The following is a 17,259-nucleotide window of genomic DNA, read 5'->3' on the forward strand; positions in this document are numbered from 1 at the left end:
CAGCCCTCGTATAACGCCAACGCAATTTGGTTCAATCATGGGCGCAGTGCACCCAACGGCGCATTACGGCCTGCGGCCTAACGGCGCCCTACGATTTGGTGGTGCATTACAAATTGACGGCGCATTTTTTAATCGAAAAATTGCATGTTGAGGGGTAGGTCATGGTTCGCGAAGCGAATCTGACGCCGAGGGCGAAGCCCTCGTATAACGCCGACGCAATTTGATTCAATCATGGGCGCAGTGCACCCAACGGCGCATTACGGCCTGCGGCCTAACGGCGCCCTACGTTTTGTGTAATTTTTGGAAGTGTTGCTTCTTTTATGTGCACTCATTTTATTTGCCACTTGCATCCAAGAAGGGTATTTACGCTGCAAATACCTAATCATTCAGTTTTATCTTCTCTAAATAACCAATTAAAACAGGATGATATAGCTAATAAACCGCTATTGGTCGAATCATTCACTAAAGCGCACCAAAGAAATGCAAGTCGCCACCACAACAACCCAAGATGCCGCACTAATTTGAATCATTGTAATAGGCAAAACCAGCCAACCTAGTCCAAAGCCTTATAAATAAAGCCTTAAGAAAAGCTGGCACACATATTGAATATAGCAAGAACATGCAGGAAAGATGCAAATAACAAATCACAAGACTGACTTTAACAGGAGACAGTAGGTATGAAATTGATAACTGCCATCATCAAGCCATTCAAACTCGATGATGTTCGAGAAGCGCTTTCTGAAATCGGTGTACAAGGTATCACCGTGACAGAAGTAAAAGGTTTCGGACGTCAAAAAGGCCACACAGAGCTTTACCGTGGTGCTGAGTATGTAGTGGACTTTCTACCGAAGGTAAAAATTGAACTAGCCATTGCAGATGATATGTCTGACCAAGTGGTTGAAGCCATTTCTGGCGCAGCTAACACTGGCAAAATCGGCGACGGTAAAATCTTTATCGTCAACCTTGAAGAAGCGGTTCGTATTCGTACCGGCGAAACAGGTGTAGAAGCAGTTTAAGACTGCCCGAATATAACAAGCCTTTAGGGGGGCACAAGATGCAAGATCAAATTTTTCACTTACAATATGCCATGGACACTTTTTACTTCCTAGTGTGTGGCGCGCTCGTTATGTGGATGGCGGCTGGTTTCGCCATGTTAGAAGCAGGTCTAGTTCGTGGTAAAAACACCACTGAAATCCTAACCAAAAACGTCGCTCTTTTTGCGATTTCCTGCACCATGTACCTAATTTGTGGTTACTCAATCATGTACGGTGGTACTTGGTTCTTATCTGGTATTGAAGACGTTGATGTAGCAGGCACGTTAGGTGACTTCGCGGGTCGTGATGGCGGCTTTGAAGGCGGCTCTATCTACTCTGGCGCTTCTGACTTCTTCTTCCAAGTAGTATTCGTTGCAACTGCTATGTCTATCGTATCTGGTGCGGTTGCTGAGCGTATGAAGCTTTGGGCTTTCTTAGCTTTTGCAGTAGTCATGACAGCTGTTATCTACCCTCTTGAAGGTTCTTGGACTTGGGGCGGTAACGACGTATTCGGTATGTTCAACCTTGGCGACCTAGGTTTCTCCGACTTCGCAGGTTCTGGTATTGTTCACATGGCTGGTGCGGCTGCCGCTCTTGCTGGTGTACTTGTACTAGGCGCTCGTAAAGGCAAATACGGCCCTAACGGTGAAGTACGCGCTATCCCTGGTGCTAACCTTCCTCTAGCAACGCTAGGTACTTTCATCCTTTGGATGGGTTGGTTCGGTTTCAACGGTGGTTCTGTACTAAAACTTGGCGACATTGCAAACGCTAACTCTGTTGCTATGGTATTCCTAAATACGAATGCCGCAGCCGCTGGTGGTGCAATCGGTGCTCTAATCCTTGCTCGTATCTTGTTCGGTAAAGCTGACTTAACTATGCTTTTAAACGGTGCGCTTGCAGGCCTAGTTGCGATCACAGCTGAACCTTCTACTCCTACTGCTCTTGGCGCTACTCTAATCGGTGTTGTCGGCGGCCTGATCGTAGTGGTTTCTATCCTAACGCTTGATAAGCTAAAAATTGATGATCCAGTTGGTGCTATCTCTGTACACGGTGTTGTGGGTCTTTGGGGTCTACTAGCTGTGCCACTAACTAACGACGGTGCTTCTTTCTCTGGCCAAATCGCTGGCGCTGTAACCATCTTCGTATGGGTATTCGCAGCAAGCTTGGTAACTTGGTTGATCATCAAAGCTATCATGGGTGTACGTGTCTCTGAAGAAGACGAGTACGAAGGTGTTGACCTTGCTGAATGTGGTATGGAAGCGTACCCAGAATTCAAAAAGTAAGCTCATCTAAGCTACTTATTAAGTAAAGCTCCTTTACTGACAAAACCCTCGCCTCGGCGGGGGTTTCTTTTATGTTCTTCTTCTCCTCTCTTTTCTAAAATTCAATTCATTAAACAACTCCTATTTTTGTAGAACCTACTCGCAGCATTTTGCCTCCTATTCTATGTTTACAAACTTCCCTCATATATATGAAGGAAAGTGATATAATTTTTTTACCTACCCCCAACAAGAGAACATCATGGCCAAAGCAAAAACCGCCTTTGTATGTAATGAATGTGGCGCGGATTACGCCAAGTGGCAGGGTCAATGCCAAGCTTGTAAAGCGTGGAATTCCCTCACTGAAATTCGTCTAACGTCCGGTAAAACCTCTGCTCGTGTATCAGCGACTCAAGATCCGAAGTTCCAGGGGTACGCAGGCACCACAACGGGGATTCAAGATTTATCTGAGGTGGACTTAGCAGACGTACCGCGCTTTAGTTCTGGTGCCAGCGAGTTTGACCGAGTATTAGGTGGTGGGTTAGTGCCTGGTGGAGTAGTGTTGATTGGCGGCCACCCTGGTGCGGGTAAAAGTACTCTACTACTGCAAACCATGTGTTGGTTGGCCCAACAGCAGCCAGCGCTGTACGTTACAGGGGAAGAATCTTTGCAACAGGTAGCAATGCGCGCTCAGCGTCTTGGCTTACCCACCCAGAATTTAAAAATGCTGTCTGAAACCAATGTTGAGGCCATTATGAATGTGGCTCAACAGGTCAAACCTAAAATTATCGTAATTGACTCCATCCAAGTCATGCACCTTGATGGCATAGAATCTGCCCCTGGCAGTGTCTCGCAAGTGCGTGAAAGTGCTGCTGTATTAACTCGTTTCGCCAAACAAACACAAACAGCGGTGTTGCTAGTAGGCCATGTTACGAAGGACGGTTCCCTTGCCGGACCAAAAGTACTCGAACATATGGTGGACTGCTCCGTGCTATTAGAAGGCTCGGAAGATTCACGCTTTCGTACTCTAAGAGGCATGAAAAACCGCTTTGGAGCCATTAATGAGCTTGGAGTGTTTGCCATGCTAGAAAACGGCCTCAAAGAAGTAAAAAACCCTAGCTCTATTTTCTTAAATCGCAGCAATCATCCGGCGGCTGGAAGCCTCGTGATGGTGGTCTGGGAAGGGACAAGGCCACTACTGGTAGAATTGCAGGCTCTAGTGGACGAGTCCGCTTTTGGTAATCCAAGACGGGTTACCGTTGGTTTTGATCATAATCGCTTAGCTATGCTGCTGGCAGTATTACACAAACATGGCGGCTTACTGACCTCTGACCAAGATGTCTATCTGAATGTTGTAGGCGGTGTCAAAGTATTGGAAACCAGTGCCGACTTAGCCGCCATCGCGGCGGTTGTGTCTAGCTTTCGAGACCAAGTACTGCCTCACGATTTAGTCGTACTGGGAGAAGTCGGTCTGTCAGGAGAGATCCGCCCTGTTCCATCAGGACAAGAACGAATTAGTGAGGCCGCAAAACATGGCTTTACTCGTGCCGTTGTCCCTAAAAGCAATTGCCCGAAAAAGCCCATAGAAGGCATGACCGTTATTGGCGTTGAACGTTTAAGTGAGGCGTTAGAGCATATTTTTGGCTAACAGCACTTAGTTGGAAGGAGGGGGCGTCAGCACAAAAGTAGCTGCTGTTTCTTCCTCCATACCGTAAGGCAGTGATGCTTTTGAATGTTCGGCACTTAGCCTTGCTTGACGAGCTTTTATTAGCCGCAAGCGCCTTTGGCTGCACAAATCCAACACCTTGTGCTTTTGTTCGTTCGTCAAAGAAAACCAATGAAAGCGTTCCTCACGGCTACGTAAACACCCCTTACAAAAACCTTTGGCGCTGTTTTCGCAAATGCCACGACAAGGGTTGTCAATGGCAAACAGTTCAATTTGTTCCATACCCCCTCCTCGTTTGGTTTCTCTTAGTTAAGTCATAAACATTTGATTTGTCTAATGTTATCGAGTGGCCATCTTGTATTCATACACTTCTTCTGGCGATAAAAAATACACTCGGCTTTCAGGCGCTGCCACTAAGGAGAACCAATAAAAGGACTCAGGCACCCCCATTTCTAAATAAAAATTCACATAAGTGGCATGAACAGGGTCAGCAATATTTACTTCTTTGGCCTCTACATTAGACCCATCACTCCAAGCATGTACGCCAACCCCTGCGCCAGCGCCTATGGTGCGCTCTACGCCTCCTAGAAATAAGTCCACCCCACCGGATAACACATAACCGGTACGAGCAATATGAGTATTGAGCTCTAAGCGGCGAATTAAACGCGCAGCTTCCATGGTTTCTTGTTGATCAAGGGAGCCTGGTACATCCACCAGCACTAAGTCAGTCACATTAGGGTGAGCCAGTAACAAGCCTCGTAAGTCTTCCACTAGGTTGCTGTCTAATATCCCTGACATGAATGCCACGTTGTCTTCTACTTCAAAGGTCACACCTTGGGCAGGAAAACGATCTTCTGTCAGCGACTCCTTTGACAAGGGTGCACTACAAGCATTCAACATACTGATTAACAGTAGCCCAAAGATGATTTTAGATTGAAAAATGGGTGCGATCTGTATGGCCATGGCAATAAGTTATCCAACTAAAAGGAAGCAGTTACATACAAGAGTAAACAAAATGTATGAAATTGGACAGATACCCACCAGCAAAAGCGTTTTATCTTATTCACTTTGTATCTAAATTGCTCAGATATTTCTAGCAATAGGGTTAAACTCAGCAAGATATAATTTTAGAGACTATCTCTAATATATAATTGAAAATTCATATCTTGCTCTAAGAGATATAAAATTGGGTTATTAGTTTCTTAGATATGCATATTGGAGCAATACATGAACCACCTACTCGGTAAAACAACGCTTTTAGGGGCTGTGCTTGCCACGTCTCTTGTAATCGTTGGCTGTTCCCCTGTTGAAGCAGACACTGAAGCCGCACAACAACTTGTGCGCCCTGTAAAGCTTTTAACCATTGAGCCAACGAACGCGATCAACGTTCGCCGCTTCCCTGCTGAGCTAATGGCCAGCGAAGAGGTTGATCTTGCTTTTCGTGTAGGCGGCCAAGTCATCAAACTGGATGCGGTGTCAGGTAAAAAAGTGACAAAAGGCGATTTACTTGCCACGCTCGACCCAACCGACTTTCAGTTACAATTAGAGCTCGCCCAAGCCAACCAAAAGCTGGCTCAAGCGCAATTTAACCGCATCCAAACCATGTTACGTCAAAAGGTAACCACTCAAGCCGAGTTTGACTCCGCCAAAGCGACTCTAGAGCAAGCGAATAACTCGGTTCAGTCAGCTCAAAACCAGCTCAAATACACTAAGGTTTATGCCCCATTTGACGGTGTTATTGCCTCGGTTGATATTGAAAACTACCAGTACGTAAGTGCCACCCAAACATTGATGCACATTCAAAACATCAACCAATTAGAAGTCGACTTTCAAGTTCCAGAAAGCCTTGTTGTGAGTATTCGCTCAGCTGTAACCGATTACCACCCAAGTGTCGTAGTAGATGTCGCCCCAGACGAAGTACTAACAGGCAAGTACAAAGAACATAAAACCATACCGGACCCAAATACTAAGGCATACGACGCAACTTTAACCTTAATTCGTGACCATAAGGGGCCTCATACCCTATTACCAGGCATGACCGCCAACGTAGACATTGATCTAAGCCAACTGTTGGGCGAAACCAAACATATCACCGTACCAACTGAAGCGGTATTGCTACACGAAAACACAGACTCTGGTGAGTCGGAGAGCAGCGTCTGGGTATTTAACCAAGAAACCGGCTATGTCACGCCCCGCAAAGTCACCCTTGGTGAACTACAAGGCTCTTCGATTGAGATTGTTGCTGGTTTAGAAGTAGGTGATCAAGTTGTAACCGCAGGTGTGCATACCCTTACAGAAGACATGAAAGTACGCCCTTGGACTCGTGAGAGAGGACTATAATGGACATCGCTTCGTATTTTATAGAACGTAAAGTGACCAGCTGGATGGTCACTCTTATTCTGCTTTTTGGTGGTGTCATAGCCTTTACTGGGCTAGGCCAGTTAGAAGACCCAGAATTTACCATTAAAGATGCTCTGATCATCACGACATACCCAGGCGCTTCTCCTGAACAAGTAGAGGAAGAGGTCACTTACCCTATTGAAACCGAGCTGCAAAACTTGCCTTATGTGGATAAGATCACCTCCACCACCAAAGCGGGTTATTCACAGGTTCAACTAACCATAAAAGACACCTATCGTGCCGAGCAATTGAAGCAAATTTGGGACGAAGTGCGTAAGAAAATACGCGACATCTCAGGTGCTTTTCCTAGTGGCGTCTCAACGCCTATGGTGCTTGATGACTATGGCGACGTATACGGCGTTATGCTTGCCATACACGGTGAAGGTTACCCATACAAAGACCTAGAAAACTACGTAGACTACATTCGCCGCGAACTGGTTTTGGTAGACGGTGTCGCCCGCGTTAGCGTGGCTGGCGAACAGAGCGAACAAATTACCATTGAAATGTCCCGAGCGAAATTGGCGAACATGGGCATTGCCCCAAGCCAATTACAAAGCCTATTGGCAAACCAAAACGTGGTTTCCAATGCGGGTAGCGTTAAAGTGGGGAGTGAATACATTCGTATCAGCCCAACGGGTGAATTTGAAGACATCTCAGAATTAGAAAACCTCATTGTTGGCACACCGATTGATGGTAATCTTATTCGCCTTAGCGACATTGCAACCGTCAAACGTGAATACGTTGACCCGCAAACACACCTAGTTAACTTCAATGGCGCTAAATCCTTATTGCTAGGGGTGTCTTTTTCCTCTGGTGTTAACGTGGTAAACATTGGTGCCGACTTAGAAAAGCGTATTGAAGAGCTTAAATACCAACAACCTATTGGTTTAGAAATGGAGCCTATTTACTTCCAATCCAAAGAAGTAGAAAAATCCGTCTCTAACTTCTTGCTGAACCTTGCAGAGGCGGTTGGTATCGTAATTTTAGTCCTATTAGTATTTATGGGCATTCGCTCAGGCATACTCATTGGTTTGATCCTACTGTTAACGATTTTAGGCACCTTCATTGTGATGGACTACTTCTCCATCAATTTGCAGCGTATCTCCTTAGGTGGATTGATTATTGCCCTTGGTATGCTGGTAGATAACGCCATCGTCGTAACCGAAGGCATACTCATAGGCTTAAAGCGCGGCCTCAGCAAAGTTGAAGCCGCCAGCTCGGTGGTTAAGCAAACTAAGTGGCCCTTATTAGGGGCAACCATCATTGCCATTACCGCCTTTGCGCCTATCGGTCTATCTCCTGATGCGGTGGGTGAATTTGTCGGTTCATTATTCTATGTATTGCTTATTTCTTTGCTATTGAGCTGGATTACCGCCATTACGCTGACGCCCTTCTTCTGTGACTTATTCTTCAAAGAAACCATTAAGAGTGCTCAGCAAGGTGAGCAAGAAGACGTTGATCCATATAAAGGCTTCTTATTCAGTGGCTACAAATGGTTGTTAGACAAAGCCATGCGCTTTCGTTGGGTGACCGTAGTATTATTGGTTGGCAGTTTGTTTACAGCAGGTTGGGCATTCCAGTTTGTGAAACAAGCCTTCTTCCCGCCTTCAACGACCCCCATGTTTTACATGGATGTACAGTTGCCTGAAGGCACCCACATAGAAGACACCTACGCAACGGTTAACCGTATCGAAAAAGAGCTACTGGGCGACGAACGTATCGAATACGTTACCTCAACCACAGGCCAGGGTACGTTGCGCTTCATGTTGACCTATACAGCTGAGCAAACCAACTCAAGCTATGCCCAGTTCATTGTGCGCACCACCAGTAAAGAGGTGATTCCTGAACTACTAGAAGACCTCTATTACAAGATGCAGGAGCACTACCCAGAGTTAGAAGTGAAACTGCAACGTCTACAGCTTGGGCCTTCAACAGGCTCGAAAATTGAAGCTCGCATCAGTGGCCCTGATCCAGATTTGCTGCGCCGATACAGTGCTCAAATTAAGGACATATACCGCTCTGATGGTGGCCTAGAAAACATTAAAGACGACTGGCGTCAGTCGGTAAAAGTGCTACGCCCTATCTTTAATGAAGCTCAAGCGCGCCGCCTTGGGATCAGTAAAACAGACCTAGACAATGTGCTGTTAACGAACTTCACTGGGTCACAAATTGGCCTATACCGTGATGGTACAGACCTATTGCCGATCATGCAGACTGCTCCAGAAGCAGAGCGTGTGTCCATCGATCAGATCCGTGACTTGCAGATCTACAGTCCTGCGTCTGGCTCATACGTTACGCTTTCGACCTTGGTGTCTGGTTTTGAGACTACTTGGGAAAACCCCATTATTGAAAGGCGTGACCGTAAACGGACTATTACCGTGATGGCAGACCCGAACATTTTAGATGACGAAACCGCCATGGCTGTCTTTGGCCGTATTCGAGGAGCTGTGGAAGCAATCGAACTACCGCCTGGCTACCAGCTAGAATGGGGTGGCGAGTACGAGAGCAGTACCGATGCCCAAGAGAACATTTTTAAAGCCTTGCCGATGGGTTACTTATTCATGTTCATCATCACGATCTTGCTATTTAACTCGGTACGCGTTCCTCTCACTATCTGGTTCTGTGTGCCCTTGGCATTGATTGGGGTCTCTACTGGACTATTAGTAATGAACTCAGCCTTCGGCTTTATGGCCTTGCTTGGCTTCTTAAGCTTATCTGGCATGATAGTCAAAAACGGTATTGTATTGGCTGATCAAATCAGCTTTGAGCGAGACCAAGGCACCGAAATCTACGAGGCTATTTTTAAATCAGCGGTAAGCCGTGTGCGCCCTGTGTGTATGGCGGCTGTTACCACGATTTTAGGTATGATTCCGTTGCTATACGATGCCTTCTTCGAAGGAATGGCCGTCGTTATCTCGTTCGGTTTAGGCTTTGCCACCATACTCACGTTAATCGCTGTACCAGTATTTTACGCCATGTTATTCCGCGTGAAGCACCGCAAGCGTTACGAGTTCGAATAACCCGTTTACTCTCCAAGAGACTAGGCTAGCAGGTAAGCGATACCTAGTCTCTTGAGACTTATTAGAGGATACCTATGAACCTCAGCGAAATATCTAAGCTCGACATTAAATTGTTAGTGGCTTTTATTACCGTCATGGAAGAAGGCAGTGTCTCCCGCGCTGCGGAACGCTTAGGCGTAACTCAGCCAGCGTTAAGTAAAAGTTTGCAGCGCTTACGCAGCATCTTTAACGACTCTTTATTTACTCGCCAAGCTTATGGCTTAAGTCCTACTGCGCGGGCGTTGGAATTACATGAAATGGTGCAACCCATTCTAAATTCCCTGTCTGATCTCATGGCACCGTCAGAGTTGGATTTAGACACCTTAGCAAGGCGCTTTAAAATTCGTGTCAATGAAGGGGACCTAGAAACCTTTATTGAACCCTTGCTTGCCGAGCTACAATACAAGGCTCCGAATGTGCGCTTGTCACTCAGTAATGTGGAAGAACCCATTTTCGACGATCTGCTGTCAGGCGAAACAGACATGACCATACTTCACTTAAGCGAAACACCTGGCAATGTTCGCTCTAAGCTAATTGGTTTTGTGCAGGGCTGCGTCATCATTAGTGAAACAAACCCCTTGTATCACAAAAAAGAGGTGACATTAAAAGACCTAACAGAACACCGAAGTGTGACTCACCATTTGCCGTCTAACTGTGTTAACAGTTTTTCCCAAGCCGCCAACAAGCTCAAACAGCAAGGCTATTGCATTGAGCCTACCCTTGAAACAGAAAGCCTGATGGTCGCCATGCAGGCGGTTAAACGAGGTATGTCTTTCTTTGCACCTCGTTCAATAGGCGAGCTATTTTTAAATGTAATCAGTAATAAGCCGAACTTCTATCCTGTGAAATTACTGCCGATTCCTCAAGAGTTCATAGAAGTTGACCAATATTCAGGCCGTCGCCCTATTCATATTTGTTGGCACGAAAGATTCAACAACGACCTTGCTCACCGCTGGCTAAGAGAGCGCATTATCAGCCTGATGCGAGACTCTCCATGGATGCACCCTCCCGAATAAGCAAACACTATTCTGCGTTTCGATCCGCTCGCAACCATTCGAAACGTGGAATCGTCTCACCGTCTATTTCCACTGTTTCAGTAAACATAGACAAGGGCCTTGCCCACCAGCCTTGCTCACCATAAAGAGCTTGGTAAATCACTAAGCTTTCTTCTGTTTCACTGTGTTTTACCACTCGCTCAACCCAATATTCTGGCCCTTTGTAATGACGGTACACACCCGTTTTCATTTAACACCCTCCAAGTTATTGCCAATTTTCGACCTAAAAAACCCAAATACATAAACATTTGGTCGCTTTTAAGAAAAAACCTCACTTACCCCAAGGCAAGAAGTTGGTCCATAATACCCTCATACAAAGATGATTCGATAACTTTATTTAACGGATAGCCTATGTACCTAGTACGACCTGTCGATTTTGCTGACCTACCTGCCCTTGAGCGCTTAGCCCAACAAGCAGGCATTGGTTTTACCAACTTTCCAGCGAATCGCGAACGGCTAAACGATAAAATTGCCTCCTCTCGCCGCTCTTTTCAGAAAGACGTAGTTCAACCTGGCGATGAGTCATACTTATTTGTTTTAGTAGAAACCAAGACAGACAAAATTGTCGGCACCTGTGGCATTGAAGCTATGGTGGGCATAGACACGCCATTTTACAGTTATCGTATTGACGAGGTTGTACATGCCTCGCCTCAACTGCAAATTCATAATCGCATATCGGCTTTATTTCTGTGCCATGACTACAGTGGTACCAGCCGCCTAATGGCCTTGATTGTAGATAAAGACCACCAAAACCACGAGGCCATTTCACTCTTGTCTCGGGCTCGCTTGTTATTTATTGCCCGCTACCCTGAGCGCTTTACCGAACGTTTTTTTGTGGAAATTCGTGGTGAGAGTGACAAACAAGGCTTTTCACCATTTTGGGATGCTCTAGGTAAACACTTTTTTACCATGGACTTTCAAAAAGCCGATTATTTATCTGGCATTAGCAATAAGCATTTCATTGCAGACCTTATGCCTCGTTATCCTATTTATGTGCCGACCCTTCCTGAAAATGCCCAAGAGGTCATCGGGGTGGTACACGAAGATTCTTCAAAAACCACCGACATACTACTCGCAGAAGGGTTTAAGTTCCGTGGTTATGTGGACATTTTTGACGCCGGCCCAACCATAGAAGCAAGAACCCAAAGCCTGCGTACCATAGAGCAGCAAAAAATGGGCAAGACCTTTCTAAACACAGGTAACCCTTTGAACGCGAAAACCGCTCAGAAACACCTTATTGCGACAGGGCATTTAGAGCACTTTCTAGTCACGGTGGACTACGCTGAGCCGCAAGCAGCAGGCTTGGTGATCAGCCAAGAGACACAAGACAGATTGCATATTTCGTCAGGCAGCCAGACCCAGTGGGTCATGCTTAACAACACAAATTAACCTTATTCATCAACCACCTAGTATCTTGGAGAGCACAAGCATGATGGTGATACGCCCAATCCAACAAACTGATTTGGATTCTTTATATCATTTAGCCGATAAGACGGGAGTTGGCTTCACGTCACTGATCGCTGATATGGATATTTTGCAAGCCAAAATTGACCGTGCTACCCAATCTTTCGCCAAAGAAAAGATCGATCAGCCACAAACTGAAGACTACCTAATGGTGCTGGAAGACACTGCAACAGGTGAGATCGTCGGTACAACGGGTTTGCTTGCTACTGTAGGACTAGATGAGCCCTTTTACAGTTACCATCTAGGTACCATTACTCATTCTTCCCGCGAGTTAGAAGTACATAACATTATGCCAACGCTCATTTTGAACAACGATTTTACGGGCGTGAGTGAGATCTGTACTCTTTTCTTAGAAGAAGGCTACCGTCATTCAAAAAATGGCCAGTTATTGTCTAAGTCTCGCTTTATGTTCATGGCTCAACACCCTGAGCGCTTCACCGAAAAGATCTTCGCTGAAATGCGCGGTGTATCAGACGAAAACGGTGTATCTCCATTGTGGGAGAGCCTTGGCCGTCACTTTTTCTCCATCGATTTTGACCGTGCCGATGAGCTAACGTCCCTAGGTAGCAAGCAGTTCATTGCTGAGCTTATGCCAAGTAACCCAGTATACGTAAGCCTATTATCCCCCGAAGCCAAAGCGGTGCTAGGCCAAGTGCACAAGAACACAGTGCCAGCCCGTCGCTTACTAGAGCAAGAAGGCTTTCGCTACGAAAACTATGTAGACATTTTTGATGGCGGGCCAACCCTTGAAGCGCGAGTTCAAGACATCCGCGCAGTCCGCGACAGCCGCCTTTACCTAGCAAAAGTGGGTGAACCTAAATCCACTGACCAAGGTAACTACTATCTAGTGGCAAACACCAAGGTGAAAGACTTCCGCTGCATATTAATTCAACGCCCGACTGCGCCTAACAGCGCCATTATTCTGAGCGAAGAAGAAGCGAAAAACCTGTGTATCGATGCGAAAGACCCAGTCCGCATTGTTGAACTGTCTCCGAACTAAAACACGCCAAAGGCAAGGTATTTGTATGAAACAAGCACATTATATTAACGGCCAGTGGCTAACTGGCGAAGGCGCGCTTGCAAGCTCTATTGACCCAAGTGACGCAAGCCTAGTATGGCAAGCCAAAAGCGCTTCCACATCGCAAGTCAACAACGCAATTGATGCTGCCCGCGCGGCCTTCCCAACTTGGGCGAACCGCCCTCTGGAAGAGCGCATTGCCATTATTGATCGTTTTGCAGAGCTGGTAAAAGAAAACAGTGAGCAAATTGCAACCATCATTAGCCGTGAAACCGGTAAACCGTTATGGGAGACCCGTACAGAAGCGGCAGCAATGGTGGGGAAAGTGGGCATTTCTAAGCAAGCCTACCAAGAACGTACTGGTGAAAAATCGACCCCTATGCCGGGCGCAACTGCACGTTTACGCCATCGTCCACACGGTGTCGTAGCCGTATTTGGCCCGTACAACTTCCCAGGTCATTTACCAAACGGCCACATAGTCCCTGCTCTGATTGCAGGTAATACGATTGTTTTCAAGCCTAGTGAATTGGCACCTGCCACTTCTGACCTTGTGATCCAACTTTGGCAACAAGCAGGGCTTCCTGCTGGCGTCTTGAACCTAGTTCAAGGTGAAAAAGAAACCGGTGTAGCACTGGCAAACCATGCAGGTATCGATGGCTTATTCTTCACTGGCAGCCCACAAGTGGGTCACATATTACACAATAGCTTTGCGGGTCATCCTGGCAAAATCTTGGCCCTTGAAATGGGTGGCAATAACCCATTATTGGTGTCTGAAAAGATTGCAGACCGCCGCGCCGCTGTACATGAAATTATTCAATCTGTGTTTATTTCTTCTGGTCAGCGTTGTACTTGTGCCCGTCGTCTATTAGTACCGCAAGGTGAATTTGGTGACCAAGTCATTGCCGATCTAATTAAAGCGGCTAAAGCCATTAAGATTGGCCGTTACGATGATCAAGATGCCCCCTTCATGGGACCTGTAGTATCCGCTCAAACAGCAGACGGTTTAATTCAGGCGTACCAGAACTTACTCGGACTTGGCGCTAAATCTTTGTTAACTATGGAGCGTGGTGAGCAGAACACCGGCTATGTCACACCTGGCATTGTCGATGCCACAGAGATGTTAGATAACCTGCCAGACCAAGAGTATTTTGGCCCATTACTAACAGTTATTCGCTATGAATCACTAGAACAAGCAATGCAAATTGCGAACAACACTCAGTATGGTTTATCGGCGGGAATCTTGTCGGACGACGAGCAAGAGTACCACTGGTTCTTGCAACACAGCCGTGCTGGCATTATCAACTGGAACCGTCAAACAACAGGGGCTTCTAGCGCAGCACCTTTCGGTGGCACGGGTGCCAGTGGCAACCATAGAGCAAGTGCTTACTACGCGGCTGACTACTGTGCTTACCCAGTAGCCAGCATTGAAGCCGACAGTTTAACGGCACCTGAGAAACTGCTACCAGGCTTAACACTGTAATTTTTCACCCAATTTTGCACCTGCGGTGCGCTTTAGACGTTAGAAACGAACGAGGTATTTATGACAAAGGCAATCGAAGCCAATTTTGACGGTTTAGTTGGACCAACCCACAATTACAGTGGCCTTTCATTTGGTAACGTCGCCTCGTTTAATAACTCTGCGCGACCCTCTAACCCAAAAGCCGCCGCTAAGCAGGGTTTGGTGAAAATGAAAGCGTTAGCCGATATGGGCTTTGTTCAAGGCGTCTTAGCGCCTCACGAACGTCCCCATATTCCTAGCTTACGCCGCCTTGGTTTTACTGGCACAGACGAGCAAGTTTTAACTCAAGTAGCTAAACAAGCTCCTCATATTTTGGCGGCCGTTTCTTCTGCGTCTTGCATGTGGACAGCCAATGCTGCCACGGTTTCTCCTAGTGCAGACACACAAGACGGTAAAGTAAACTTCTCCCCAGCGAACTTGGTAAACAAGTTTCACCGCTCTATTGAGCACGAAACAACAGGGGCGATTTTACAGGCGACCTTCCGTGACTCTGAGCACTTTACTCATCACGCAGCACTGCCTAGCGTGGATCACTTTGGTGACGAAGGCGCCGCTAACCACACCCGTTTTTGTGACCAGTATGGCGAGCAAGGAATCGAGTTTTTTGTTTACGGCATGGAAGCGTTCAACCATGGGGCAGCCAAACCGGCTAAATTCCCCGCTAGACACACATTAGAGGCGTCTCAAGCGGTGGCCCGACGACATGGTTTGAGTACAAACCAAGTAGTATATGCGCAGCAAAATCCTGATGTCATTGATGCAGGTGTATTTCATAATGATGTGATTGCAGTGGGCAACCGCAATGCTCATTTCTACCACCAAGAAGCCTTTCTTGATACGGCAAAAATGAAACAAGACCTACTCAGTGCCTGGGGAGATCGCGCTTCGCAATTGCATCTCATTGAAGTGCCTACCCAAGCAGTGCCAGTACAAGACTGCATTCAATCGTATCTATTCAACAGCCAGCTTCTCAGCCGTGGTGACAACGACATGGTGCTGGTAGTGCCTGGCGAATGTGAGAACAACCCAGCGGTTTGGGCTTACTTACAAGAATTAGTGAGTGGTTCATCACCCATTAATGACGTAAAAGTTTTTGATTTAAAACAAAGCATGAGCAACGGTGGCGGCCCTGCTTGTCTTCGTTTACGTGTCGCACTGACCGAAGCTGAACAACAAGCTCTTAACCCAGCAACGCTGATGAACGACACCTTGTTCACACGTTTAAACCAATGGGTAGACCAACACTACCGCGATCGCTTAGAGGAAAGCGACCTGGCCGACCCTGCGCTTCTGAACGAAAGCCGCACAGCCTTAGACGAGCTCACACAAATACTCGACCTAGGCAGTGTCTACGAATTCCAAAAAGGATAATGTTGTAGGTCACGGTTCGCGAAGCGAATCTGACGCCGAGGGCGAAGCCCTCGTGTTACGCCAACGCAATTTGATTCAACCATGGGCGCTGCGCACCCAACGGCGCATTACGGCCTTCGGCCTAACGGCGCCCTACGATTTGGTGGTGCATTACAAATTGACGGGGCATGGTGTTTAATCGAAAAATTGCATGTTGATGCGTAGGTCACGGTTCGCGAAGCGAATCTGACGCCGAGGGCGAAGCCCTCGTGTTACACCAACGCAATTGGGCGAGACCCTCGTTTGTCCCCGATAAATTTTGGTTGAATCATGGGCGATGCGCACTCAACGGCGCATTACGGCCTTCGGCCTAACGGCGCCCTACGATTTGGTGGTGCATTACAAATTGACGGGGCATGGTGTTTAATCGAAAAATTGCATGTTGATGCGTAGGTCACGGTTCGCGAAGCGAATCTGACGCCGAGGGCGAAGCCCTCGTGTTACACCAACGCAATTGGGCGAGACCCTCGTTTGTCCCCGATAAATTTTGGTTGAATCATGGGCGATGCGCACTCAACGGCGCATTACGGCCTTCGGCCTAACGGCGCCCTACGATTTGGCGATTTGGTGGTTTCGATGATGTGGTGATTCGATGCTTCGACGCAACGGCGCCATGATTCCAATGGGGGATTGATGATGCCCTCGTATAACCCCGAATAATGTTGATTCAAAAATGGGCGCTGCGCACCCAACGGCGCATTACGGCCTTCGGCCTAACGGCGCCCTACATTTGGCGATTTGGTGGTTTCGATAATGTGGTGATTCGATGTTTCGACGCAACGCCGCCATGATTCCAATGGGGGATTGATGATGCCCTTCGAATAACCCCGAATAATGTTGATTCAACCATGGGCGCTGCGCACCCAACGGCGCCATGATTCCAATGGGGGATTGATGATGCCCTCGTATAACCCCGAATAATGTTGATTCAAAAATGGGCGCTGCGCACCCAACGGCGCATTACGGCCTTCGGCCTAACGGCGCCCTACGATTTGGTGGTGCATTACAAATTGACGGGGCATTGTGTTTAATCGAAAAATTGCATGTTGATGCGTAGGTCACGGTTCGCGAAGCGAATCTGACGCCGAGGGCGAAGCCCTCGTGTGACACCAACGCAATTGGGCGAAGCCCTCGTGTTACACCAACGCAATTGGGCGAGACCCTCGTTTGTCCCCGGTGAATTTTGGTTGAATCATGGGCGCTGCGCACCCAACGGCGCATTACGGCCTTCGGCCTAACGGCGCCCTACATTTGGCGATTTGGTGGTTTCGATGATGTGGTGATTCGATGCTTCGACGCAACGGCGCCATGATTCCAATGGGGGATTGATGATGCCCTCGTATAACCCCGAATAATGTTGATTCAAAAATGGGCG

13 protein-coding genes are annotated in these 17,259 nt (G+C 47.2%); 10 read left to right on the forward strand and 3 right to left on the reverse strand.

The features are described 5' to 3' along the window. Nucleotides 1–677: 677 nt before the first annotated feature. The 3 genes from glnK (at nt 678) to radA (ending at nt 3,941) form a co-directional block, all read left to right on the forward strand. Nucleotides 678–1,016: a P-II family nitrogen regulator gene (gene glnK, locus ACYVGZ_RS12350; RefSeq protein ID WP_460755978.1), complete on the forward strand. Its 339-nt coding sequence runs from the start codon at nt 678–680 to the stop codon at nt 1,014–1,016. Between the two features lie 38 nt (nt 1,017–1,054). Next, nucleotides 1,055–2,317, forward strand: coding sequence for an ammonium transporter (locus ACYVGZ_RS12355; protein WP_460755980.1), 1,263 nt, complete (start codon nt 1,055–1,057; stop codon nt 2,315–2,317). A gap of 238 nt (nt 2,318–2,555) precedes the next feature. Beyond that, the gene (gene radA, locus ACYVGZ_RS12360) at nt 2,556–3,941 is read left to right on the forward strand and encodes a DNA repair protein RadA (protein ID WP_460755983.1); all 1,386 of its coding nucleotides are present in this window, start codon (nt 2,556–2,558) and stop codon (nt 3,939–3,941) included. Nucleotides 3,942–3,947: 6 nt separating this feature from the next. Here the strand turns inward: radA and ACYVGZ_RS12365 are convergent, their stop codons facing one another. Together ACYVGZ_RS12365 and ACYVGZ_RS12370 are read right to left on the reverse strand one after the other, a co-directional pair. Then, nucleotides 3,948–4,241, reverse strand: coding sequence for a DUF1289 domain-containing protein (locus ACYVGZ_RS12365; protein WP_460755986.1), 294 nt, complete (start codon nt 4,239–4,241; stop codon nt 3,948–3,950). Nucleotides 4,242–4,298: 57 nt separating this feature from the next. Beyond that, complete coding sequence (locus tag ACYVGZ_RS12370; RefSeq protein WP_460755989.1) at nt 4,299–4,922, reverse strand: COG3904 family protein; 624 nt, start codon at nt 4,920–4,922, stop codon at nt 4,299–4,301. A gap of 264 nt (nt 4,923–5,186) precedes the next feature. On the opposite strand from ACYVGZ_RS12370, the gene ACYVGZ_RS12375 reads away from it, so the two are divergent. The 3 genes from ACYVGZ_RS12375 to ACYVGZ_RS12385 all read left to right on the forward strand — a co-directional run bounded on the left by ACYVGZ_RS12375 (nt 5,187) and on the right by ACYVGZ_RS12385 (nt 10,434). Further along, nucleotides 5,187–6,299, forward strand: a complete 1,113-nt coding sequence (locus ACYVGZ_RS12375; RefSeq protein WP_460755992.1) for an efflux RND transporter periplasmic adaptor subunit — start codon at nt 5,187–5,189, stop codon at nt 6,297–6,299. Then, nucleotides 6,299–9,379 carry an efflux RND transporter permease subunit gene (locus tag ACYVGZ_RS12380; protein ID WP_460755995.1) on the forward strand — a complete coding sequence of 1,027 codons (3,081 nt, stop codon included), beginning with the start codon at nt 6,299–6,301 and terminating at the stop codon, nt 9,377–9,379. Before ACYVGZ_RS12375 ends, ACYVGZ_RS12380 begins: the two co-directional genes overlap by 1 nt. Nucleotides 9,380–9,453: 74 nt before the next feature. Then, a complete protein-coding gene (locus ACYVGZ_RS12385; protein ID WP_460755997.1) occupies nt 9,454–10,434 on the forward strand; it encodes a LysR family transcriptional regulator in 981 nt (326 codons plus the stop codon). 7 nt (nt 10,435–10,441) lie between these two features. On the opposite strand, the gene ACYVGZ_RS12390 is transcribed toward ACYVGZ_RS12385, so the two are convergent. Then, a complete protein-coding gene (locus ACYVGZ_RS12390; protein WP_460756000.1) occupies nt 10,442–10,663 on the reverse strand; it encodes a DUF1653 domain-containing protein in 222 nt (73 codons plus the stop codon). A gap of 161 nt (nt 10,664–10,824) precedes the next feature. Between ACYVGZ_RS12390 and ACYVGZ_RS12395 the strand changes: the two genes are divergently transcribed. From ACYVGZ_RS12395 to astB, 4 genes are read left to right on the forward strand one after another with little or no spacing between them, the layout of a single operon-like run. Beyond that, a complete protein-coding gene (locus ACYVGZ_RS12395; protein ID WP_460756003.1) occupies nt 10,825–11,862 on the forward strand; it encodes an arginine N-succinyltransferase in 1,038 nt (345 codons plus the stop codon). A 40-nt stretch (nt 11,863–11,902) separates the two neighbouring features. Next, complete coding sequence (gene astA / locus ACYVGZ_RS12400; RefSeq protein WP_460756005.1) at nt 11,903–12,937, forward strand: arginine N-succinyltransferase; 1,035 nt, start codon at nt 11,903–11,905, stop codon at nt 12,935–12,937. Between the two features lie 25 nt (nt 12,938–12,962). Continuing rightward, entirely contained in the window at nt 12,963–14,435 is a 1,473-nt protein-coding gene (gene astD / locus ACYVGZ_RS12405) for a succinylglutamate-semialdehyde dehydrogenase (RefSeq protein WP_460756008.1), read from the forward strand. 60 nt (nt 14,436–14,495) lie between these two features. After that, on the forward strand, nt 14,496–15,845 hold the full coding sequence (gene astB / locus ACYVGZ_RS12410; protein WP_460756011.1) for an N-succinylarginine dihydrolase: 1,350 nt from the start codon (nt 14,496–14,498) through the stop codon (nt 15,843–15,845). Nucleotides 15,846–17,259 lie beyond the last annotated feature (1,414 nt).

It is taken from the genome of Marinomonas epiphytica, assembly GCF_054780655.1.

Coding starts and splice junctions, on each gene's coding strand:
- astA (WP_460756005.1), top strand. CDS start 11,903: ATGATGGTGATACGCCCAATCCAACAAACTGATTTGGATTCTTTATAT.
- ACYVGZ_RS12390 (WP_460756000.1), bottom strand. CDS start 10,663: ATGAAAACGGGTGTGTACCGTCATTACAAAGGGCCAGAATATTGGGTT.
- ACYVGZ_RS12380 (WP_460755995.1), top strand. CDS start 6,299: ATGGACATCGCTTCGTATTTTATAGAACGTAAAGTGACCAGCTGGATG.
- ACYVGZ_RS12375 (WP_460755992.1), top strand. CDS start 5,187: ATGAACCACCTACTCGGTAAAACAACGCTTTTAGGGGCTGTGCTTGCC.
- ACYVGZ_RS12365 (WP_460755986.1), bottom strand. CDS start 4,241: ATGGAACAAATTGAACTGTTTGCCATTGACAACCCTTGTCGTGGCATT.
- ACYVGZ_RS12355 (WP_460755980.1), top strand. CDS start 1,055: ATGCAAGATCAAATTTTTCACTTACAATATGCCATGGACACTTTTTAC.
- ACYVGZ_RS12395 (WP_460756003.1), top strand. CDS start 10,825: ATGTACCTAGTACGACCTGTCGATTTTGCTGACCTACCTGCCCTTGAG.
- astB (WP_460756011.1), top strand. CDS start 14,496: ATGACAAAGGCAATCGAAGCCAATTTTGACGGTTTAGTTGGACCAACC.
- glnK (WP_460755978.1), top strand. CDS start 678: ATGAAATTGATAACTGCCATCATCAAGCCATTCAAACTCGATGATGTT.
- ACYVGZ_RS12370 (WP_460755989.1), bottom strand. CDS start 4,922: ATGGCCATACAGATCGCACCCATTTTTCAATCTAAAATCATCTTTGGG.
- astD (WP_460756008.1), top strand. CDS start 12,963: ATGAAACAAGCACATTATATTAACGGCCAGTGGCTAACTGGCGAAGGC.
- radA (WP_460755983.1), top strand. CDS start 2,556: ATGGCCAAAGCAAAAACCGCCTTTGTATGTAATGAATGTGGCGCGGAT.
- ACYVGZ_RS12385 (WP_460755997.1), top strand. CDS start 9,454: ATGAACCTCAGCGAAATATCTAAGCTCGACATTAAATTGTTAGTGGCT.